Source organism: Bacteroidota bacterium (assembly GCA_016194975.1).
GTDB lineage: Bacteria > Bacteroidota > Bacteroidia > Palsa-965 > Palsa-965.
The window spans coordinates 127,318-148,772 of sequence record JACQAM010000012.1; the positions used below are offsets into that span (position 1 = coordinate 127,318).

At 42.7% G+C, this 21,455-nt stretch carries 20 protein-coding genes; 15 read left to right on the forward strand and 5 right to left on the reverse strand.

Annotation, left to right across the window (positions count from 1 at the left end; all coding sequences use genetic code 11):
* Window positions 1-99 precede the first annotated feature (99 nt).
* Entirely contained in the window at window positions 100-1,365 is a 1,266-nt protein-coding gene (locus tag HY064_09235) for an oligosaccharide flippase family protein (protein MBI3510837.1), read from the forward strand.
* Entirely contained in the window at window positions 1,362-2,216 is an 855-nt protein-coding gene (locus HY064_09240) for a hypothetical protein (protein ID MBI3510838.1), read from the forward strand. Before HY064_09235 ends, HY064_09240 begins: the two co-directional genes overlap by 4 nt.
* 22 nt (window positions 2,217-2,238) lie before the next feature.
* Here HY064_09240 and HY064_09245 read toward each other — a convergent pair whose 3' ends face one another.
* On the reverse strand, window positions 2,239-3,372 hold the full coding sequence (locus tag HY064_09245; GenBank protein MBI3510839.1) for a glycosyltransferase family 4 protein: 1,134 nt from the start codon (window positions 3,370-3,372) through the stop codon (window positions 2,239-2,241).
* Window positions 3,373-3,626: 254 nt separating this feature from the next.
* Between HY064_09245 and HY064_09250 the strand changes: the two genes are divergently transcribed.
* Genes HY064_09250 through HY064_09265 form a run of 4 tightly spaced genes read left to right on the forward strand, consistent with a single transcriptional unit; the run spans window position 3,627 to window position 7,834 of the window.
* Window positions 3,627-4,802 (forward strand): O-antigen ligase family protein, encoded by a 1,176-nt coding sequence (locus HY064_09250; GenBank protein ID MBI3510840.1) that lies wholly within the window; start codon window positions 3,627-3,629, stop codon window positions 4,800-4,802.
* Window positions 4,771-5,718 carry a glycosyltransferase family 2 protein gene (locus HY064_09255; GenBank protein ID MBI3510841.1) on the forward strand — a complete coding sequence of 316 codons (948 nt, stop codon included), beginning with the start codon at window positions 4,771-4,773 and terminating at the stop codon, window positions 5,716-5,718. The genes HY064_09250 and HY064_09255 overlap by 32 nt, the downstream gene beginning before the upstream one ends.
* Window positions 5,718-6,824, forward strand: coding sequence for a glycosyltransferase (locus tag HY064_09260; GenBank protein ID MBI3510842.1), 1,107 nt, complete (start codon window positions 5,718-5,720; stop codon window positions 6,822-6,824). The genes HY064_09255 and HY064_09260 overlap by 1 nt, the downstream gene beginning before the upstream one ends.
* Window positions 6,821-7,834, forward strand: a complete 1,014-nt coding sequence (locus tag HY064_09265; protein MBI3510843.1) for a glycosyltransferase family 2 protein — start codon at window positions 6,821-6,823, stop codon at window positions 7,832-7,834. The genes HY064_09260 and HY064_09265 overlap by 4 nt, the downstream gene beginning before the upstream one ends.
* Here HY064_09265 and HY064_09270 read toward each other — a convergent pair whose 3' ends face one another.
* The gene (locus tag HY064_09270; protein ID MBI3510844.1) at window positions 7,835-8,485 is read right to left on the reverse strand and encodes a class I SAM-dependent methyltransferase; all 651 of its coding nucleotides are present in this window, start codon (window positions 8,483-8,485) and stop codon (window positions 7,835-7,837) included.
* Between the two features lie 121 nt (window positions 8,486-8,606).
* On the opposite strand from HY064_09270, the gene HY064_09275 reads away from it, so the two are divergent.
* From HY064_09275 to HY064_09285, 3 genes are read left to right on the forward strand one after another with little or no spacing between them, the layout of a single operon-like run.
* Entirely contained in the window at window positions 8,607-9,848 is a 1,242-nt protein-coding gene (locus HY064_09275; protein ID MBI3510845.1) for an O-antigen ligase family protein, read from the forward strand.
* Entirely contained in the window at window positions 9,845-11,059 is a 1,215-nt protein-coding gene (locus HY064_09280; protein ID MBI3510846.1) for a DegT/DnrJ/EryC1/StrS aminotransferase family protein, read from the forward strand. The genes HY064_09275 and HY064_09280 overlap by 4 nt, the downstream gene beginning before the upstream one ends.
* 2 nt (window positions 11,060-11,061) lie before the next feature.
* Window positions 11,062-11,646, forward strand: coding sequence for a sugar transferase (locus tag HY064_09285; GenBank protein ID MBI3510847.1), 585 nt, complete (start codon window positions 11,062-11,064; stop codon window positions 11,644-11,646).
* A gap of 85 nt (window positions 11,647-11,731) precedes the next feature.
* Here the strand turns inward: HY064_09285 and HY064_09290 are convergent, their stop codons facing one another.
* Together HY064_09290 and HY064_09295 are read right to left on the reverse strand one after the other, a co-directional pair.
* Window positions 11,732-12,601 (reverse strand): hypothetical protein, encoded by an 870-nt coding sequence (locus tag HY064_09290; GenBank protein MBI3510848.1) that lies wholly within the window; start codon window positions 12,599-12,601, stop codon window positions 11,732-11,734.
* 74 nt (window positions 12,602-12,675) lie between these two features.
* Entirely contained in the window at window positions 12,676-13,551 is an 876-nt protein-coding gene (locus HY064_09295) for a nucleoside phosphorylase (protein ID MBI3510849.1), read from the reverse strand.
* A 206-nt stretch (window positions 13,552-13,757) separates the two neighbouring features.
* Here HY064_09295 and HY064_09300 point away from each other — a divergent pair, with 206 nt between their 5' ends.
* Both HY064_09300 and HY064_09305 read left to right on the forward strand, forming a co-directional pair.
* Window positions 13,758-14,645 (forward strand): universal stress protein, encoded by an 888-nt coding sequence (locus HY064_09300; protein MBI3510850.1) that lies wholly within the window; start codon window positions 13,758-13,760, stop codon window positions 14,643-14,645.
* 157 nt (window positions 14,646-14,802) lie between these two features.
* Window positions 14,803-15,699 (forward strand): universal stress protein, encoded by an 897-nt coding sequence (locus tag HY064_09305; GenBank protein ID MBI3510851.1) that lies wholly within the window; start codon window positions 14,803-14,805, stop codon window positions 15,697-15,699.
* Window positions 15,700-15,754: 55 nt separating this feature from the next.
* On the opposite strand, the gene HY064_09310 is transcribed toward HY064_09305, so the two are convergent.
* Complete coding sequence (locus HY064_09310) at window positions 15,755-16,501, reverse strand: DUF4197 domain-containing protein (GenBank protein ID MBI3510852.1); 747 nt, start codon at window positions 16,499-16,501, stop codon at window positions 15,755-15,757.
* An 18-nt stretch (window positions 16,502-16,519) separates the two neighbouring features.
* Here HY064_09310 and HY064_09315 point away from each other — a divergent pair, with 18 nt between their 5' ends.
* The 4 genes from HY064_09315 to HY064_09330 all read left to right on the forward strand — a co-directional run bounded on the left by HY064_09315 (window position 16,520) and on the right by HY064_09330 (window position 21,450).
* A complete protein-coding gene (locus HY064_09315; GenBank protein ID MBI3510853.1) occupies window positions 16,520-17,851 on the forward strand; it encodes a competence/damage-inducible protein A in 1,332 nt (443 codons plus the stop codon).
* Window positions 17,852-17,891: 40 nt separating this feature from the next.
* The gene (gene ligA / locus HY064_09320) at window positions 17,892-19,904 is read left to right on the forward strand and encodes an NAD-dependent DNA ligase LigA (protein ID MBI3510854.1); all 2,013 of its coding nucleotides are present in this window, start codon (window positions 17,892-17,894) and stop codon (window positions 19,902-19,904) included.
* Window positions 19,905-20,459, forward strand: a complete 555-nt coding sequence (locus HY064_09325) for a hypothetical protein (protein ID MBI3510855.1) — start codon at window positions 19,905-19,907, stop codon at window positions 20,457-20,459.
* 85 nt (window positions 20,460-20,544) lie between these two features.
* On the forward strand, window positions 20,545-21,450 hold the full coding sequence (locus HY064_09330; protein MBI3510856.1) for a 4-hydroxy-tetrahydrodipicolinate synthase: 906 nt from the start codon (window positions 20,545-20,547) through the stop codon (window positions 21,448-21,450).
* The last annotated feature ends 5 nt before the right edge of the window (window positions 21,451-21,455 follow it).

The window sequence follows — 21,455 nt, forward strand, 5'->3', positions numbered from 1 at the left end:
GTTTTCGGTTTGCCGTTGTCAGTTTTTCCCGAACCGAAAACCGACAACAGTGAACCGAAAACTTTTTAGAATAGTTTCTCTCATCTATCTAAAGAAACAGTGTTAGGAAAAGTCCTGAAGTCTGATCTTGCAAAACAATTGGCGACGATGGTCTCTGCGACCATTATTGCGCAGGTTGTCAACTTCGGGCTAAATATTTTTCTTGCCAGAATTTATACACCCGATCAGTTCGGTGTGCTTTCACTTTTTCTTTCGCTCACAGGATTCGTTGCTGTAATTTCCTGTTTCAAATTCGATGTGGCGGTGGTCGCGGCGAAGACGGATGATGATGCAAGAAAACTTATTGCGCTTGGTTTACGCATTAACACCATCGTTTCTCTTCTTGTTATTTTACTTTCCGTTGTAAATTTTCTATTGGCGGAAAGAGGACTTTACGCGAATGAGAAAATTCACGACTGGCTCTGGTTTATCGGGCCGTCTTCTTTTTTCCTGACGTGTACCCAGCTTTTCTGGATGTGGAATGTGCGTTCGAAACGATTCAACAGAATTTCATGGGTGAGAATTGCGGAAGCGGTAGTGAATGGAGGAGTAGCGCTTGCGGCTTTTTCATTAGGTGCATGGGGATTGTTGTCGGGAGCGCTCGCATCACAAATCATTTCTGTAATTCTTCTATTACTTGTGATCCGTCATCACAAAGAGTTTCACATTTTCAAAGCGAAGAACGAAGAACACAAAGATGTATTTGGGCGCTACAGCGAATTTCCGAAGATCAATATCATCCAGGGATTCGTGGATATTCTTCAGTTAAGTCTGATCGTTATTTTTCTTCAGCATACTTATGGAGATAAAGAAGCGGGGCTTTACGGGCAATGTATGCGGGTGTTGCAAGTACCCATGCGTCTGATCGTGCTTCCGGTCGCGCATGTATATTTCGCGGAAGCTTCTGATCGCTACAGGAAGAACGGTGATCTCGCCGGGTTCACCCGCAAAACTGCATTCAATTCATTGTTACTTGGAATTCCTGTTACTGTAGTTCTTCTCGCATTCGGCCCTCAATTATTTGCGCTCGTGTTCGGCGAAAAGTGGAGAGAAGCCGGAGAATATGCGCGCATACTTTCTGTTTGGATCATGTTCGATCTTTCTCGCGCTCCTGTACAACAAGTCGCATCTATTGTTGGAAAACAAAGAAGCGTATTGATCATAACGCTCATCGGCGCATTCTTTCTGATTTTCTCATTGGTGATCAGCGCTTATCTGAAATTCTCAGCTCAACATGCGCTATTGCTCGTTGGAATTTCGCAGGCAACAGTCGCGATCGTTTTGATAATTTTATCACTGAATCTTTCCCTCATCCGAAAAGTATGATCTACGATTGTTTTACTTTTTTCAATGAACTCGATCTTCTCGAGATCCGTTTGAATATTCTCGATGGCATTGTAGATAAATTCGTGCTGGTGGAATCCACAAAAACACACCAGGGGAAAGAGAAGCCGCTTCATTTCAATGAAAATAAAAAACGTTTCGAAAAATTTTTTCCGAAGATCATTCATATAATCGTCAATACTTTTCCTGAAAACCCTTCTGGAAATTCATGGGTGCTGGAACATCATCAGCGAAATGGAATTCTCATAGGATTGAAAAATTCGAAACCGGAAGATGTAGTGATGATCTCGGATCTTGATGAGATCCCTGATCCTTTACAAGTGATGAAGCATAAAGATGAAAGTGGGGTGAAGATCATGCGAATGCGAATGTTTTATTATTTCATCAATTGCAAAAATGAAAGTGAGGGAAATTATAAATGGAATGGCACGGTTCTCATCCACAGGAAAGATATCCGGAATTCTGTGCAGGTGTTTCGAGAGAACAGTATGAAACTGATGGCATGGTTTCATGTAAAAACGCTTCACCGCCTCGCATGGAGAATCATTTTCAAATTGAAAGGCACTAAGGTTAAATTCATCAATGAAGGCGGTTGGCATTTCAGTTATCTCGGCGGCGTGGATCGCATCATCACCAAACTGGAATCCTTTGCGCATACCGAATACAACAAAGCAGAATTCAAAGACCCGGGGAAGATCGCAGAGGCAATTAGGAACGGCCGTGATATTTTCGGCCGTGATTTTCATTACTGTTTTGTGGAACTGGATAATTCGTTTCCGAAATGGCTGCTCCTGAATTTTCATAAATATCCCCATCTCGTTGGTAATAGCTGAACAGAAATTACAGCAAACAATTTTAAAGCAACTTCTTCACACGCAACGCCCACGAATCCCAATTGAGTTCTGTTTCAAATAATTTTCGTGACGAAATGCACAGATCGGTGTATTTTTTTTTGTCGCTCCATATTTCAGCAATACGCATTGCATAAATTTTTCCATCTGCATCAGGAGAAAAAAGAAAACCGTTCACCCCTTCACGCACTGCACCGGTCACTCCGCCTGTGTTCGTTGCGAGAGAAGGAATTCCATAGGCGGAAGCTTCACAAAAAACAATACCAAAACATTCTGCGCGGGTTGGAAGAATTAGAAAATCTGATTGAAGGAAAAGGTTCCTGAATTTTTCCATTTCTGCAGGATTACTTTTATCCAGAAAAGGAATGATCGTAATATTTTTTTCTTCAACAGTAGCAGGAGGAATACAGCCGCAAACGGTTAACGCAGCAGGTATTCCCATTTTATGAAGTTCACGGAGGGCTGCCACGGCAACAGGGCCTCCCTTTCTTTCCCATTGAGCACCGAGGAATAACAGGCGGCAGGTATCAGAATATTTTTTAGAAAGAACCGAATCAACAAGTGGAATTTCATCGATATTGGCTCCGAAGGGAATAACAGAGATTTTTCGGGCGGGAGCGTTGAAATCTTTTTCTGCTGAATTCGCAGCCCATTCCGAAGCATATAAAAGATGATCTGCGCGGGAAATTCCGTGTTGTTCTACTTCAAGAAGCTGTCTGCGGGAGGAAGATGTAAGTTTTGAAAAATAAGGATAGTAACCGATCATCGATGCAGCTGTTGCATCCGCCAGGTAGTACATTGGTAATCCCTCCTTTATGAAAGCAGATTCAGAAGATGCAGCAGAAGAAAAAATGAGATCGAAATTATTCTCCCTGAGTTTTTCGTTAAAATATTTTCCATACGCTTTTGCAAGCCGAATGGAATGAGAATAGTCGAAATTTTTTCCACTAAAATTTCGTATCAGTTTAGAAATAATTCTTCCGGAGTTATATAAAAATGCTGGCTGGTAGGGTCCCAATGGATGTACTTCACCGATATGTTTCTGTAATGCGCGTGTTGCATACCAGTGAATACCTGACCAGGCGCGTTTGTTTTGCGGGTCTGCTGCAGTGAGGAATGCAATTTTCGGTGTTGACATTGGCGCTCCGGTAAACCTACTTAATCTGCAAGGAATGCGTGAATCTGCGAATGGAAATTATCAACACGAAGAGTCTAAAACTTTCACATGACCGGCAAGATCAGGCTGGGAAAGAATGAAGTAATTTCGTTCTTATTAACTATAAATTGAATACACTTATCACTTCCAGAAGAACAGGGAATTTTATTTCCGGAATTTTTTGTTTCCTGTGGCTGTTTCCGTCTTTGCGTATGTTGCTCGCGGGTACGGGTGAAATGCATACAGTTTTCCAGGTTGTTGTAACAGTTTTTCCCGATGTGCTTGTTGTTTTTCTCGCGGGATTCCTTGTGCTGAAATTTATTTCCGGTGTTCGTGAAAAAAATATTTCTCTCACTCTCACGGATAATATTTTCGTTCTATTCATCTTCCTTAATACAATCTATGGATTTATACTGGCGATGTCACCGGTGTATTCTCTTATGGCTTTCCGCATTACCTACCTGCCAATGCTATTCTATTTCGGTGGAAGAATTTTTTTTTCCGGCGAAGACAACCGGAAAAACATTATTGACAAACTGATGCTCGTAAATCTTTTTTTCTCCGGCATCGGGTTAATCATTTATTTTTTGTTTCCGCTTTTAAACGGAGAAATAGCTGCACGATCCGGTTACATACAGAGCGCCTATTTTATTCCACGCATGGGATCCATTCTATGGACACCGGTATTATTCGGAACACTTGCTTCAATGACCTGCCTGTGGTACTCTTGGAAATATCTGACTGGGGGGAATTTCCTTCATCTCATTGCTTTCACAATACCATTTGCCGGATTGATGCTGAGCGTTTCCCGCGGACCCATTCTCGGTTTATTAATTGGATTCATTTTTCTTTCAGTGCTGCACCGTAAATGGAAATTTTCTCTCGTTATTTTTATTTCTATGATCATTATTTCAACAGCAGTTTCATTTTACGCCACCGGGAGTATGAAATTATTGCAATGGATTTTTTCTTCTACAGCCGATACCGTTTCGTTGGTTAATGGCGTATCGCGGGTGAACAGGTGGGAAGTTACATGGCACGATTTTTTGCAACGGCCGTGGGGATACGGGCTCGGAAAAGCAGGTGCGGTAGCTTTCAGGTATCTGGTTCATTCTACTGTTCCGGCTGCACGTTATAGTACCGACGGATGGTTGTTGAAGCTCGCTTGTGAAACAGGAATTTTCGGCGTTGCCAGTTATCTTGTTTTCTGTTGCTCGTATTTCTTTCCTGCCTTTGTGCGTGCACGAAGAAATCCATCTTCTGTAAGTTCATTTGCCATTGCCATTTTCCTGGCGACCAACGCCCAGTCCATCGTTAGTAATGTGTATGATTTTGCGCCCTATATTTTTATTTACTGGCTGATCATCGGGATTAGCGAAAATGAAAGAAAGGAGAAGACAGATGGCTCCTGAACTTTCCGTGGTCATAGTCAGTTATAATGTGCGGGATTTTCTTCGCAAATGCCTTCTTTCCATATTACCGGAGAGAACAGATTTTACTTTTGAAGTCATCGTTGCTGATAATTGTTCCTCCGACGGTACCGAAGAAATGATGCGTTCTGAATTCAAAAGTGTAAGATTCATTAAGAATGAAAAAAACCTGGGCTTCTCGGAAGGGAATAACCGGTGTTTCAAAATCGCAAATGGAAAATATTTTCTGATGTTGAATCCGGATACAGAAATAAAAGCAGGGGCGCTGCAGTTGCTAATGGATCGGTGTAAAAAGGAAGCGAACGAATGTATAGTTGGCCCGCTGTTGTTGAATACAAATGGATCTTTGCAGCGCTCAGCATGGAAAATAGAAAACCTCTTTCATTTTTTTCTCGATATTTTTTATTTGAAAAATATTTTAGCCGGACCGCTTTATTCAAAGGATATGTTTAGCCGTGAATTTTATCCGGAAGCTTTATCGGGAGCGGCGTTATTTTTTCCTCGTAAAATATATGAGATGACGAGCGGATTGGATTCCGGAATGTTCTGGATGGAGGATACCGATCTTTGCTATCGTGCGAAACGATCGGGGGCAAAATGTATATTTTTTCCCGGAGCAGAAATAATTCATCATAGTGGGAAAAGTGCTGTTCAGAATTTGCGAATTACCATTCCGAATCAGTTGGTGAGCAAGCTTAAATTCACAAAGAAACACCGAAGCCAGGGTTCTTTTTTTTTCTCAGCAGTATTTTTTTTTATCATTATCGGTGTTCGTGTGGTTATCTTCTTTTTTCTTTCGCCGTTCACTCCGCTCTTTCGCGCAAAAAGAAAGGCGTATACTTATGCGATGAAAAAATGGTTTCTTTTCGTTTTTAAAAATGATCGTGCCATTCTCTGATGAAAAAAAGAATTCTCTTTCTTGCCGATTCCGGTTCTGCTCACACGCACAAATGGGCACTCGCACTTGCTGCGCAGGGAATTCACATTGGAATTTTCAGTATGAGAAAGAACAGCAATAATTGGGCGGAAAAGACGGAGAACATTACGATCTATGACCAAAGCGCTGTTCCCGATGGAAAATTTCACGGGCGCCTGACCGGCAAACTCAGTTATTTCAGTTTGATCCCTGCATTAAAAAAGATTATCCGCGAATTCAAACCCGACATCGTCCATTCACATTATGCGAGTAGTTATGGATTACTGGGAAGGAAAAGCGGTTTTCATCCGCTCATCATATCATCCTGGGGGAGTGATGTAATGGATTTCCCAAAACGTGGAAAATTAGCGCGAAAAATTCTTCAAAAAAATTTTTTTTATGCCGATCTCCTCCTGGCCACCAGTCCTACCATCGTTCGTTCAATGGAAAAATTCACTGATAAGAAAGTTTATGTCATTCCATTCGGGGTTGATACAGCAGTTTTTTGTAAAGAAGAAAAAAAGAATACCGATGAAAAAAATAGAATGGTATTCGGCATTGTAAAATCCCTTGAGCCGGTTTATAACGTTTCGCTTGCGATCAGTGCATTTTCTTCAATACGGGAGAAATATCCGGAAAAAAATCTGCAACTCCTGATCGTCGGAACGGGAACGGAAAGAAAAATGCTGGAGGAAAAAGTGAAGGCGCTTCGTCTTTCTGGCAGCGTAACCTTCGCCGGGAAAATCGATCATGATAAAATTCCGGAATGGATGGAACAGATCAATGTCTTTATTAATATTTCAAAACAAGAAAGTTTCGGTGTGTCTGTGTTGGAAGCTATGGCGTGCAGGATTCCGGTAATAGTAAGTGAAACCGGCGGACTCGCGGAGATTGTTGATGACGGAATGGATGGGTTACGTGTTCCGGTAAACGATTTGGGAGCCACTGTTACTGCAATGGAAAAATTATTGGCAGATCCAAACTTGCGGATTCGCATGGGCAATGCCGGAAGGAAAAAAGTGAAGGAGAAGTATGAATGGAAAAACAACGTGGACGAAATGATACGCATTTATACCACTTTAATATGATTGCGGTATCAGTAATAATTCCATGCCGCAATGAAAAAAAATACATTGCAGGATGTATTGGCTCTGTGTTGCAATCTGATTTTACGTACGGAGAATTTGAAATAATTGTGTGTGACGGTCAAAGTGATGACGGAACAATTGAAGTTGTAAAAAAAATAGCATCAGCACATAAAAATTTAATCTGTCTGGAAAATAAATACCATGTTACGCCACACGCTCTGAATCTTGGAATAAGAAATGCAAAAGGCGAAGTCATCATCATCCTTGGGGCGCATGCCGAGGTGTACCACGATTATCTTGCACGATGTTATGAATTACTTTCGAAGGAAAAAGAGCTGGGTTGCACAGGCGGGGTTCTCGAAAATATTTTTGAAGATGAAGTTTCTGCCGCAATCGCAGCGGCAATGTCTTCTTCTTTCGGTGTTGGAAATGCGCACTTCCGGACAGGAATGAAAGAAGGATATGTAGATACAGTTGCTTTTGGCGCATACAAACGGGAAGTTTTTCAAAAGGCCGGATTTTTCGATGAGGAACTGGTGCGGAACCAGGATGATGAATTCAATTATCGCGTTCTGAAATCAGGTTACCGGATTAAATTATCGAAAGAAATAAAAGCAAAATACTACGTGCGGGGTTCCACAGGAAAATTATTCCGGCAATATTTTCAATACGGCTACTGGAAGGTTTATGTGAATAAAAAGCACAGAGCATTGACTACGCCCAGGCAACTTGCTCCTCCTGCTTTTGTTTTTTTTCTTTTTGCAGGAGCAATTGTTTCTTGTTTTATTTTTAAAGTAAGGTTAGTTTATTTCGCTGTTATCGCAATTTATTTACTGACCTCTTTAGCTGCAGCAATCCCGGTTTCAGAAAAATTCAGCAGATATTTCCGTATCGTATTTTCATTCTGGATATTGCACCTCGCATACGGTAGCGGGTACCTCGAAGGAGCATTCCATTTTTTTCTGATGGGCAAAAAACCATCAGCGGGACGAACCGGTTCAAGCCGTTGATCAATTGAATTCTTTCACACACATAATACCGAAAGCTTTTTCGGGACGGGCAAACATTCTCTTCTGAGTCAACAATGAAATCCTTCCCCAGAAAATCCTTGGCCACCATTTCACAACTGCAAATTCCCCACGTAACGGTTTCCATCCGTTGATACCAAATACCTTGTAACCCAGTTGCCTCATTTCTTCTACCTCCCATCCGGATAAATGAACCTGTAATTTATTGCCTTCATATTCGCGTTGCTCCAGAAAACCATTCGGAGTATAAATGACCACCTTTTTTCTCGCAAGTTTTTCCATCATCTCCATGAGTTTTATTCCGTCGGGTTTTTCAAGATGCTCAATAAGGTCAGATGCCACCACTACATCGAATGATTTTTCCCGGAATGCTTTTGTCATTTCCATCACATTCATAAGTTTGTAATCATGGTGAATTCCTGCCTGCCTGCTTTTATCGATCGACGGCTGAAACATATCAATGCCGGTTGCCTTTTTTATTTTTTTTGTAAAAAATTTTACCGGTGAATCGGAGCCGCATCCTACATCAAGAAGTGTGTCACACCCTGCGCATTCTTTTTCCAGACTTCTTGCGTAATGGTGCTGAAGAGAGCCGAAGAAAAAATTATCGATACGTTTGAGAAAATTTGCCATTTATTTTGTCCATACCTTTATAGGAATAGCAAAGATGTGGGATTTCGCTGGTTCGGCAAAGTATAAGCATCCAAAGAGTCTGGATGCGAATAAAAAGTGCTCCTGGCGATCCTTATTTTTCATGGAGACTGAACTTTTTTATCGCTTGCGATTTTTTCTGGTTGCCGCCATGGCATTGCTGATGCCTTTGTATCTTTTCGCTGTCTCACTGCTTGCTGTACTTCTTTTATTCACAATAATAACGGGAATAATATTTGTTAAGCCCGTTTGGTCAAAAGAAAATATAAAAGCAGTAGTATTGTTCGGAGCACTTTTTATTCTGCTTTGCATTTCTTTATTCTACACGTCGGACTTTTCTGAAGGATGGATTTCGTTGCAGGTAAAACTTTCGCTCATCGGATTTCCGCTTTTGTTTGCGGTCGGCAAGCCAATGAGAGAACAGGAAACCAGGAGCGTGCTTTTTTTGTTTCTTACCGGTGTATTGCTTGCTTCGCTGATCTGTTTTTGTCACTCTCTTTATCATTATCACCTTACACACGATCGCGTCAAATTATTTTACGGAGAACTTTCATTTTACATCCATCCAAGTTATATGGCCATGTATGCAACGCTTGCTGCACTCATCGCAATTCGTATGTTAGACCGGAAAATGAAAAAAATTGTCGTTGCACTTTTGGTGATCGCATTTCTTTACCTGATTTTTTTTATTACCATGCTGCAATCCAAGGCCGGGATTCTTTGTGCTGCTATACTACTTCCCGTATTTGCCTTGTTATCTCTTCCCGGATCGAAATACAGAATAACAACGTTGATGATTGTAGTGGGAGCAGGATCAATTTATTTTTTTACCAATAAAGTAATTATTACAAGAGCCAATGACCGGATATTCAATGCAAGTTATAATATCACCCATTTGAAAGAGGTACATGTTACCGGCAAAGGTTCGGAGTCATCGGAAGTGCGTGTGCAGATTTGGAAAGCGTGCCTTGAAATTCTTCGTGACGGATGGATAACCGGCGAAGGAGTAGGTGATGTAAAAAATGTCCTGAAAAAAAAATACAGGGAGAAGCAGATCGACGCTGCCTACGAACATAACCTAAATGCACACAACGAATTTCTTCAGGTCTGGCTTATGGCAGGTATAGCAGCTTTATTGCTGCTCCTCGCCGCATTTATATGGCCAGCATGGGGCGCATTGTGGAACAGGAATTATCTTTACTTAGTGTTCATTCTTCTTGTCGGAATGAATTTACTGGTGGAATCAATGTTTGAAACGCAAGCCGGAACAATTTTCTACGGATTTTTTAACGCCTTCTTTTTCTTTCTCTGCAAGAAGAACGATACTAAAGTAAACACTGAATGATCCCTTTCTCTCCACCACGTATCGATGAAAAAATAATTGACGCCGTTGCGGAAGTACTCCGGTCGGGATGGATCACAACGGGGCCGAAAACAAAACTGTTCGAAAAAAAACTTTCGGAATATTATGGTGCGCCTGCTACGTTGTGTTTGAATTCCGCAACCGCCGGACTCGAAATTATTCTGCGCTGGTTCGGTGTGAAAGAAGGCGATGAAGTGATCCTTCCCGCGTACACGTATTCCGCGACTGCGAACGTGATCGTGCACTGTGGCGCAACGCCCGTGTTCGTGGATGTGAATGCCGATGATTTTAATATTTCTGTTGCTGCAATTGAAAATGCAGTCACAGAAAAAACAAAAGTGATCATGCCGGTTGATTTCGGCGGATGGCCCTGCGATTATGCGTCGATCAATGCGCTTGCAAAAAGAAATGCGGGCAAGTTCAATGCAGCGAATGAGGTGCAGAAGAATCTCGGAAGAATTCTTGTGTTGAGTGATGCGGCACATTCTATAGGTGCCATCTATAAAGGAAAAAAAACAGGATCGCTTACCGATGTCACCGTTTTTTCTTTTCATGCTGTGAAAAATCTTACCACTGCAGAAGGCGGCGCAGTTGCATTGTGTCTTCCTCCGCCGTTCAACAATGAAGAAATTTATCGTGAGCTGTGTGTGAAAACGCTTCATGGGCAAAATAAAGATGCGCTTGCAAAAACACAGAGGGGAAACTGGAAATACGATGTTGTGGAAGCCGGTTACAAATGCAACATGACGGATATTATGGCCGCGATAGGTTTAGTGGAACTGGAGCGTTACGATTCTGATATGCTGGTGAAACGCGAAAAAATTATTGATCAGTACAACTGGTCTTTGTCGGCGTACCAATGGGCTGAGTTGCCGGTCATGAAACGAGGTGATAATTTTTCTTCCTGTCATCTTTACCCGCTTCGCATAAAAGGAATTTCTGAAACGCAGCGCGATCTCATTATTCAGAAAATTTTTGAAAAGGAGGTGAGTGTGAATGTGCATTTCATCCCGGTGCCCATGATGTCGTTCTATAAAAAACTCGGTTATGATATCAGGAATTACCCGGTGACTTACAACAATTTTTCGAGGGAAATTTCACTTCCTGTTTTTTACCATCTTTCGGATGAGCAGGTGAAAACCGTTCTCGAAGCAGTGGTTACTTCTGTTCTTGAAGTGGCCGGCGCAAAATGATCATGAAAAGGATCTTCGACATAACCTGTTCTTTTCTTGGCCTCGTTATTCTTTTTCCATTCCTGTTCATCATTTCCATTCTTATTCTTGTTACAAGCCGGGGTGCAATTTTCTATTCGCAATTGCGCGTTGGAAAAAACGGGAAAGATTTTCGTCTCTGGAAATTTCGGACCATGCGCCCCGGTTCAGATGAGAAAGGATTGCTCACGGTCGGCGGAAAAGATCCTCGTGTGACGCGTGTGGGATATTTTCTCCGCAAATACAAACTGGATGAACTTCCTCAACTGGTGAATGTTCTCATTGGAGAAATGTCGCTCGTGGGGCCGCGCCCGGAAGTGCGCAGGTACGTGGACATGTACACACGTGAGCAGAAGTGCGTACTTGAAATAAAACCCGGAATTACCGATTATGCTTCGATCGAATATTCGAATGAGAATGAATTGCTGGCGAAAGCTGCGGATCCTGAAAAAAAATATGTAGAAGAAGTGATGCCGGCAAAAATAAAACTGAATTTAAAATATATGGAAGAGAAAAGTTTCGGGACCGATCTGAAAATTATTTTTAAAACGATTGGGAAAATTTTCTGATTGTTGAGTTTTGATCGTTGAATGTTGATTTTTAAAGGTTGTGCCTGAATACAACCTCAATCCCTGAATCTAAAATCCAGAATTTTCAATCTTCCAACGCTTTCCACAACACTTTAAGTTCATCCACTTTATTCGGATAGCCGAGTTTTTCATAAGCGGCAATGAGATTATTCAGCAAACGGCGAATGATCATGAGATTCGAACACGGCGTGTAGAATTCCGGTTTCGGTTCTAGTTTCTGCTGGCGGAGAAAAGAATCGATCTCTTTTTTATTCACGGGTGCGCCGCGCGAAAAAGGATTGATGTAAAATAAAACGCGATCGGGATTTTCATCGCCGGGTTTGAAGCCATTTGCAGTATCAACGTAAGCGAGAATAAAATGTTCAGGGAGATTCACGCCATAAACAGGAATGCGGAGGTCCTGCGCGATTACGGCATAAATGATGGAAAGTGAAACAGGATTTCCTTTTTTCGATTCAAGCACATTATTGACATAGGAATTTTGCGGTGCGTGGTAGCTCGTAGTGTTTGCACTGAATCCGTGTACATCGAAAAGAATATGATTGATAACGCGGATTTTTTCGAGCGCCGTTAAATTATTATTCAGCTCAAGCCAAATATCCTGTTTGATCTGTTCAATATGTTTCCGCACATGCGATTCATCGAGATCGGGATACTGGTATTTTGCAATGAGAAGAGCGCCGGTGAGCAGATCCTGTTGCTCGGGCAAAGACCATTCGCGCAAACTGAGGCGAATGTGATCGAACTGAATTTTGTGAATGATGGTTTCGATGCGCTGCTGCAAAACAGAATCGAATGAATTTTCCCACGCGCTTTCGAGAACAGGAATTACGTCGGCTCCCATGGAAAGGAGTTTATCCTTGATCTGGTTGAAGACCTGCTCATCGGGATCGTCAAGCAGGCTGATCAATGCATTGACTTCGGTCTTATCCATGTTATAGAAACGGAAAACTGTCTATAACAAATATACGTGTTCAGAGTCCTTTTAGTTGGAAGTTTAACGGAGTTTTACACAGCCAAACGTTCAAGAACGTGACGGATAAGCAAATTAACTGTTTGTTTATAATCCTTGCTGTAGGTGCGGGCAACACGATTCGCGATAATGGCGCAAACAGTACAGCATTGATGGCCGAGTAATTTTCCGAGTCCGTACAGCGCTGATGTTTCCATTTCAAAATTCGTAACACGAAGATCGTTATACCGGAAACTTCCGAGTTTTTCATTGAGGTCGGGCAGGGCAGGAGCGAGGCGGAGCTGTCGACCCTGCGGGCCATAAAATCCGGGAGCGGTAGCTGTGATCCCTTTGATCTGATCTTTTCCGAGGAGAGCAATTAATTTTTCAGAACCTTTCACCACGTAAGGATAAGGCATTCCTTTCATCCATCCTGCGTGTTGCATAAATGCATTTGCGATCCCCGCTTCGTCGCACAGATCGAGTCCTGCATAATAATTCAGTAGTCCGTCAAGTCCCATACCGTGAGAAGAAACCACAAAACTATCGACAGGAATATCGGGTTGTAGTGCGCCGGAAGTTCCGATGCGAACGATGTTGAGCGATTTTTTCACTGGCAAAACTGTTCTTGAATGAAGATCAATATTGATGAGTGCATCGAGTTCGTTGAGTACAATGTCAATGTTGTCTGTTCCGATTCCTGTTGAAAGTGCGGTGATATTTTTTCCACGGAAAATTCCGGTATGGGTAATGAACTCGCGGTTTTTTATTTTGAATTCAATGGAATCGAAATGCGCAGAAACATCTTCCACGCGGTCCTGGTCACCTACCACAATAATATTTTCCGCGATCATTTCAGGCCGGAGGTGGAGATGATAAATACTTCCGTCGGGATTGAGAATGAGTTCTGATTCGGCTATGGTTTTACTCATGAGATTACAAATTACAGATTACAAGATTACAGATTAAGCGATGATGCCGGCAAGAACATTTTGTTCGCAAGGAAAACTATTTTTTTTCGTTACTCATTTACAAACAGTCACAGGTAATTTTACCTCTTGCCGGAGTCCCTTTTTTATGTACTTTTGCCCTACTTTTCTAAAAAAATCTGATTAAAACCCCTGAAAAAAAAGAAACTATGAGTACAGCTCCCAAGAAAATTGTTGTCCCGGTAGATTTTGGTGAACAATCCATGATCGCCTTGCACCAGGGAACACGCCTTGCAAAAATGATCGGTGCCGATCTTGCGCTATTATATGTTATAGAAAGCCAGGGAATATTCAGCCGCAAATCTGCAAGTGCGCAGGATGAAGAAATGAAAAAGGAAATCAATGGTAAACTTGATGAGCTGATGGACGGCATAGTGAAAAATGAAGGGATCAAATGCGAAAAAGTAGTTGCACACGGATCAGTTTACGATAAAGTAGCTGAAGTGGCGGAAATGCTCAATGCAAGTTTTATTGTAATGGGAACCAATGGTCGTTCATCTACCGGTCTTCGCCGCCGTTTCATAGGATCGAATGCATTGCGCGTGGTGCGCGAATCAAAAGTTCCGGTCATCACCATCAAAGGAAAACACCACCGCGATGGTTGCAGGAATATTGTTTTACCGCTAGACCTTACCAAAGAAACAAGAGAGAAAGTTGCCCGCGCTATTGAATTTGCAAAAATGTATGGAGCCGACATCCGCATTGTTTCTGTCCTTTTCACTACCGACGAGTTCATCGTGAACCGTCTTACCCGCCAGCTTTCACAGGTAAAAGCTTTCGTTGAAAAAGCAGGCATCCGTTGCACCGCTGAGATCATCAAAGGAATCAAAGGAGAAGAATCACTGGGCCAGATCATCATCGATTATTCCAATAAAGTAGAAGGCGATCTGCTGATGATCATGACGCAGCAGGAACAGGAGATCACCGAACTTTTCATCGGTTCGGCTGCACAGGAGATCATCAATCGCTCGGATATTCCCGTTCTGTCTATTGTACCAACACCTAAAAAGGATCTGGCGGAATTCCTGCCGTACTAATTTTTTTTCTCTTTCCGCTCCGGCGGTGAGAGTTTTTAAGCCCCTGCGTTTACTCACAGGGGCTTTTTGCATTTACAAATGTCAGCCGGAAAACTGAATTTGGTCAGTGTTAATTTTTTTGTTTTGCTTTTACTTTGTTATGATCAATTCAACTGTCATGAAACTACATATAAAAAAGATCCTCATTCCTACCGATTTCTCTGAAACGGCACAACTTGCTATTGAGCATGCATCTTTTGTTGCGCGACTTACAAAAGCGGAATTGCTTATCGTTCATGTTGTTCCTGCATACGAATACCAGTATGAAATCCCTGAACCGATCATGCACATCGATGATAGGGAAGAAATGAGAAAAATGGTGGAAAAAAAGTTATCGGATACGGTAACCGAGGTAAAAAACAAATATGGTATTGCAGCAAAAGCATTCAGTGCTACCGGTAAGGTTGCCGGCGAAATTGTGCAGATTGCAAAAGACGAAAACATCGATCTGATCTTTATGGGAACGCATGGTGTTTCAGGTTTTAACGAACGGATAATCGGCAGCACCGCACAGAAAGTGGTGGCGCTTGCTCCTTGCCCTGTCATTTCTGTTCAGCAACATGCAACTAAACTCGGGTACTCGAACATTGTTCTTCCCATTGAGCATTCGATTCATTCGAGAGAAAAAGTTTCTGTAGCCACTGATCTCGGTTCTCTTTTCGGATCGAAAATTCACATCCTCGGATTGATCGAGGAAAAGGAAGAACATGCAAAAGAAAAAATGCATATCATCCTGGATACCGTGGAATCAGCGATCAGAAAATCAGGATTGGCTTTTTCGAGAAAAACGGTGAGCGGCGATAATTTAGCAGTAGAAGCGCTCAGGTATGCTGATGAAGTAAACGGCGACCTGATCATGATCCTTGCTGATGAAGAATCGGAACTTGAAACCTGGATGATGAGTGCAGTGGCTAAACAGATCGTCAATCACTCGAGAATTCCTGTGCTGAGCCTGAAACCGCACTACGCCGATTTTGAAAGTGTAAATCTCGGCGGAGCATACCGGTTTTATTGAAAAAAGAAAGTCGCCCTTTTAGTGAGGACGACTTTTTTTTAAAATTATTTTTTCTTTACTGATTGTGCGGATTATCTTTTGAACCGAAAACTTTTTTCATCATATCAGTTGCACGTGCAGCAGGGTTTGTGCGGATATTTGTTTCTTCTTCACCCACTAATTTGAAAATTCCATCTACAGCGCGGTCATCCACGTATTGATCAAGATCGGTATTCACTGCGGTGTGCCCCGGAATTTTATTGTAGGCGGTGGTGATCGGTGTCCAGTATTCAGTAAGCTTCACCTGTTGAGTTGCATTGTGGATCGTCGGTTTGAATTTCACATTCAGTGAAGACGTACATTTCTCCCGGAGAAAATGTGTCGCCGCAGTATCGGCACCTTTCAGAATCGAAAGTCCGTCGGTAACCGTCATTGTTTTTACTGCGTCAATAAAAATTCCTGCGGCATCTTTTGCTGCTGCTTCTGCTGCGCGATTCAAAGTTTCTTCGAATTTATCCACTTGCGACTGCATGCCGAATTTGATCGCCCAGTCTTTTACATTCTGAACAGTGGGCGGAAAAGGAATATGGATCTTGGGATTCTTAAAAAATCCGTCAACGGCGGAACCACGCTGAGCCGCTTTGGTAGCACCCTGCGTAAGCGCATCTTTCAAACCCGAAACAATATCGTCATTGGATAATCCGGGCAGATTTCCTGTGGTAGTGGTGATCTGTTTATTGATGTCGTTGACCGTCTTGTTAAGATCAGTGCAGGCCACCAGGATGATCACAAACGCCAGGGATGGAAGAAGTATTTTTTTCATGGTTGTTCTTATGATGTAATGACAAACCTACAAATTGTTTGCCAATTTTCCGGAGCGTCGTTTTTCTTGAGAAGCTGTTTAACTTTACTTCCGTTGAAAGCAGAGATAATTTGTATCGGCGATGAATTGCTTATAGGGCAGGTCATCAATACCAACGCCGCCTGGATCGGTGAACAGCTTGGACTTGCAGGAATTTCTGTGGTGCGTTCTTCCTGTATTTCTGATTCCGAAAAAGCAATTCGTGAGGCGATGGATTATTCTCAACTCCATTCCGATCTTATCATCATCACCGGCGGACTCGGCCCCACGAACGACGATATCACAAAAAAAACGTTGTGTGAATATTTCGGAATGAAATGGAGAACGGATGAAAAGATTCTGATGGAAGTGGAAAAATTTTTTCTTCGCTACGGAAAAACGCTGAATGAAGTGAATCGCCTGCAGGCACAGGTTCCTGACGGATGCATTGCAATCGCTAATAAAAACGGAACAGCGCCGGGAATGTGGTTCGAGCAGGATGAAAAAATTTTTATTTCCATGCCGGGCGTTCCTTACGAAATGAAAGGGATGATGTCGGATGAAGTGATCCCGATGCTGAAGAAAAAATTCTCTCTGCCCTTTATTTATCACAAAACCGTTCACACACTCGGTATCGGCGAATCGATCCTGGCAGAACGAATTGCTGATTGGGAAAAAAGCCTGGCACTGTTCGATATCAAACTTGCGTACCTGCCTTCGCCTGCGATGGTGCGCCTGCGCATGAGTGCGTCGGGTGTGAATGAAAAAGAAATAACGGAATGCGTCAATAAAAAATCGAAAGAACTGATACCTCTCGTTGGCGGATATATTTTCGGTTATGAGAATGATACGATCGAAAAAGTTGCGGGCGATCTTTTGCGTTCTGCAAAAAAAACACTCGCACTTGCAGAAAGCTGTACAGGCGGAATGATCGCGCATCTCATCACGTCCGTTCCCGGCAGTTCCGATTATTTCAAAGGAGGAATTATTTCCTATGCCGATGAAGTGAAAACAAAAGAACTTGGTATTCAGGAAAAAATAATTGCTGAACATGGCGTGGTGAGCGAAGAAGTGGTCCGCATGATGGCACAACACGCGAGAAAAAAATTCAATACCGATTACGCACTTTCCACTTCCGGTATCGCAGGACCTTCCGGCGGAACAATTGCAAAACCTGTCGGAACAGTCTGGATGGCGGTTTCAGGAGCGGAAGGAACGTTCTCGAGAAAAATGCAGTTCGGCGATAACAGGGAAAGAAATATTCTCCGCGCTTCTGTAATGGCATTGGGGATGCTGCGGAAATTTATTCTTGGCGAACTCAAAGAGACATAGGGCGTGAGAAAAATAAGAATGATAAAAATATTTTTGCAACATGAATAAAGAGCAGGCAAAAAAAAGAATTGAAATTCTGAGCAAAGAACTCGAAGAGCATAATTATAAATATTATGTGCTGACCGAACCTTCCATCAGCGATTTTCAGTTTGATAAAATGATGGAAGAGCTGATAGCGCTCGAAAAAGAATTTCCTGAACTTCGGAAAAATGATTCTCCTTCGCAGCGTGTAGGCGGACAGATCACGAAAGAATTCGTCACCGTTAAACACCGTTACCCGATGTTGTCATTGGGAAATACTTACAGTGAACAGGAGCTTGCTGATTTTGATGAACGTGTGAGGAAAGGATTGGGTGGTGATGAACCCGTTTATGTTTGTGAATTGAAATATGATGGAGTAGCCATCGGCCTTCGTTATGAAAAAGGAATTTTCACGCAGGCGGTCACGCGTGGCGATGGCGTGCAGGGCGATGATGTGACCACGAATGCAAAAACCATTCGCAGCATTCCGCTCAAATTGAAAAAAAATGAATGGCCTGCCGATATCGAGATCCGCGGAGAAGTGTTCATGCCGAAAAGTGTTTTCAATTCCATCAATAAAGAAAAAGAAGACATCGGTGAATCGCCATTGGCAAATCCGCGCAACGCCGCTGCCGGCACTCTGAAAATGCAGGACTCAAAAGTGGTGGCTGGAAGGAAACTCGATTGCTTCTCTTATTTTTTATTGGGAGAAAATCTTCCGTTCAAAACACATTTCGAATCGCTGGAAGCTGCGCGCAAATGGGGATTCAAAGTTCCGGTTTATACTGAACGAGTTCGCGGGCTCGAAGGAATTTTAAAATTCATTCAGAAGTGGGATAAAAAAAGACACGAGCTGGATTTTGAAACGGACGGCGCAGTGATCAAAGTGGATAACTATGAACAACAGCGCGCACTGGGTTTCACTGCAAAATCTCCGCGCTGGGCTATTGCATTTAAATTCAAAGCAGAAACTGTTTCCACAAAATTGCTCAACATCACTTACCAGGTCGGGCGCACGGGCGCGATCACACCTGTAGCCAATCTTCATCCTGTTCAGTTGGCAGGAACGGTTGTGAAAAATGCTTCGCTGCATAATGCCGACATCATTGAGAAAATGGATATCAGGATCGGCGATACCGTGTTCGTTGAAAAAGGCGGAGAGATCATTCCGAAAATTGTTGGTGTCGATCTGAAAAAACGTGAAAAGAATTCACAACCGCTGAAATACATCACGCATTGTCCCGAATGCAATTCGAAACTTGCGCGTGGTGAAGAGGAAGCAAAACATTTTTGCCCCAATGAAAATGGTTGTCCGCCGCAGCTCAAAGGAAAGATTGAACATTTCGTGAGCCGGCGCGCCATGAACATCGACTCGCTCGGTGCGGAAACCATCGGCCAGTTATTCGACGCAAAACTCATTCACACTATTTCCGATCTCTACGATCTTCACAAAAAGAAAAAAGAATTGCTCGGCCTTGATCGCATGGCAGAGAAGTCGGTGCATAATCTCATTGAAGGAATTGAGCAATCGAAAAAAATTCCTTTTGAAAGAGTCTTGTTCGCATTGGGGATCCGGCATGTGGGAGAGACCACGGCGAAAAAGATCGCAGGCCATTTTAAAAACATCAATGCACTCGCGCATGCATCACGCGAAGAGTTGATCGAAGTTCCTGAAGTGGGAGAGATACTCGCCAACAGTGTTTACGATTGGTTCTCTGAAACAAAAAATACTGCCACATTGAAAAAACTTAAACAGGAAGGATTGCAATTCGAACTTTCTGAAGAACAACTTTCATTGCGGAGTGAGAAATTAGCAGGGAAGATATTTGTAGTGTCCGGAGTTTTTTCACGTTCTCGAGATGAAGTGAAAGCGATCATAGAACAGAATGGTGGAAAAAACGCGGGATCTGTTTCCGGCAAAACCTCGTATCTTGTTGCTGGGGAAAATATGGGGCCGGAGAAAAAAATAAAAGCAGGAAAGCTGGGAATTCCCATCATTACAGAAGATGAATTACTACGGCTTGTGAAATAAATGGCGCTCGCTGATAACATAAAAAAGAAATTCGCCGTATCGAAGATCCGATCCGATGCTAAGAATATTTCGCGTGAAAAAGTTGTTTGCAATATCGAAGATTCGAAAACGATCGGTATTATTTTCCTTTTCACTACAAATGAAGATTTTGAATTGCTGAAGAAATATGTGCTCTACCTGCGCGAGATGAAAAAGAAAGTGAAAGCGATCGGCTATTATCTCACGAAAGACGAACCCTCCGTGCAATATTCAAAAGTGGATTATGATTTCTTTGGAAAAAAATCGCACAACTGGTACGGCAAACCCACCGATCACATCATCACGAATTTCATTGAAGAACCTTACGATATTCTCATCGACCTTAATTTCAGTGAGGAGTCCGTTCTTACGTATGTGGCCGCGACTTCCGTTGCAAAATTCAAAGTGGGACGATTCACGGAGAACGATTCCATTCACGACCTGCTGCTCGAATCACCCAAAGAAAAGGGTTTGAAATTTTTCCTCCGCCAGGTGGATACTTATCTTGCTATGATCAATAAACCGGCGGGTGAGTAGCGAGTAGTGATCCTGTAAACAATTTCTCCACACGCACTACTCAGTACTCAATACTCATTACATTTGCCATTCCAAAATCCATCGCATGTCTTCCCAGGTTTCTCCCCGCACAAAAAATCTTTTCAAAGGTACCGGCGTTGCTGTTGTCACTCCATTCCGCAAAGACAGTTCCATCGATTTCAAATCACTCACACGTGTCATTGAACATATCATCAACGGAAAATGCGAATACCTCGTGGTGATGGGAACAACCGGAGAATCGCCTGCACTTTCCAATGATGAAAAACGTTCGGTGCTCGAGCAGGCAATTTGGGCGGTAAAAAAAAGAGTTCCCATTGTTTACGGCATAGGCGGAAATAATACTGCGGAAGTTATTCATCAGGTCACTTCTTCCGACCTGCGCGGCGTTTCTGCAATTCTTTCAGTCGGCCCGTACTACAACAAACCGAATCAGCGGGGCATCTATGAACATTACAAAGAAATTGCAAATGCATCGCCGCTTCCGCTTATCCTCTATAATGTTCCCGGAAGAACTGCAATGAATATTTCTGCAGAAACAACTTTGAAACTCGCGCACGATTTTCCGAATATCATTGCGGTGAAAGAAGCATCAGGAAATCTGGAACAGATCATGACCATCATTAAAGATCGTCCGAAAGATTTTCTCGTTATATCCGGCGACGATCTGCTTACACTTCCCATCATTGCTTCCGGAGGAGACGGCGTGATCTCCGTTGTTGCCAATGCGTACCCGCAATTTTATTCCGAGATGACACGGCTTTGCCTGAAAGGAAAATATGCGCAGGCAGCAGAATTACATTACCGGCTTTTGCCGGTGACAAAATTATTTTTTGCCGATGGAAATCCCGGTGGAGTGAAAGTGGCAATGGAATCAATGAAACTCTGCAGCGCAAAAGTGAGATTGCCATTGTTTGCCGTGAACGATGCTGTAAGAAAAGGCATACTCGCCGAAGTGAAGAAGCTGAAATAGCAGGG

Coding starts and splice junctions, on each gene's coding strand:
- HY064_09255 (MBI3510841.1), top strand. CDS start 4,771: ATGAAAGAAAGGAGAAGACAGATGGCTCCTGAACTTTCCGTGGTCATA.
- ligA (MBI3510854.1), top strand. CDS start 17,892: ATGAATAAAGAGCAGGCAAAAAAAAGAATTGAAATTCTGAGCAAAGAA.
- HY064_09275 (MBI3510845.1), top strand. CDS start 8,607: ATGGAGACTGAACTTTTTTATCGCTTGCGATTTTTTCTGGTTGCCGCC.
- HY064_09295 (MBI3510849.1), bottom strand. CDS start 13,551: ATGAGTAAAACCATAGCCGAATCAGAACTCATTCTCAATCCCGACGGA.
- HY064_09325 (MBI3510855.1), top strand. CDS start 19,905: ATGGCGCTCGCTGATAACATAAAAAAGAAATTCGCCGTATCGAAGATC.
- HY064_09260 (MBI3510842.1), top strand. CDS start 5,718: ATGAAAAAAAGAATTCTCTTTCTTGCCGATTCCGGTTCTGCTCACACG.
- HY064_09315 (MBI3510853.1), top strand. CDS start 16,520: ATGACAAACCTACAAATTGTTTGCCAATTTTCCGGAGCGTCGTTTTTC.
- HY064_09305 (MBI3510851.1), top strand. CDS start 14,803: ATGAAACTACATATAAAAAAGATCCTCATTCCTACCGATTTCTCTGAA.
- HY064_09330 (MBI3510856.1), top strand. CDS start 20,545: ATGTCTTCCCAGGTTTCTCCCCGCACAAAAAATCTTTTCAAAGGTACC.
- HY064_09245 (MBI3510839.1), bottom strand. CDS start 3,372: ATGTCAACACCGAAAATTGCATTCCTCACTGCAGCAGACCCGCAAAAC.
- HY064_09265 (MBI3510843.1), top strand. CDS start 6,821: ATGATTGCGGTATCAGTAATAATTCCATGCCGCAATGAAAAAAAATAC.
- HY064_09285 (MBI3510847.1), top strand. CDS start 11,062: ATGAAAAGGATCTTCGACATAACCTGTTCTTTTCTTGGCCTCGTTATT.
- HY064_09240 (MBI3510838.1), top strand. CDS start 1,362: ATGATCTACGATTGTTTTACTTTTTTCAATGAACTCGATCTTCTCGAG.
- HY064_09280 (MBI3510846.1), top strand. CDS start 9,845: ATGATCCCTTTCTCTCCACCACGTATCGATGAAAAAATAATTGACGCC.
- HY064_09250 (MBI3510840.1), top strand. CDS start 3,627: ATGCATACAGTTTTCCAGGTTGTTGTAACAGTTTTTCCCGATGTGCTT.
- HY064_09300 (MBI3510850.1), top strand. CDS start 13,758: ATGAGTACAGCTCCCAAGAAAATTGTTGTCCCGGTAGATTTTGGTGAA.
- HY064_09290 (MBI3510848.1), bottom strand. CDS start 12,601: ATGGATAAGACCGAAGTCAATGCATTGATCAGCCTGCTTGACGATCCC.
- HY064_09270 (MBI3510844.1), bottom strand. CDS start 8,485: ATGGCAAATTTTCTCAAACGTATCGATAATTTTTTCTTCGGCTCTCTT.
- HY064_09310 (MBI3510852.1), bottom strand. CDS start 16,501: ATGAAAAAAATACTTCTTCCATCCCTGGCGTTTGTGATCATCCTGGTG.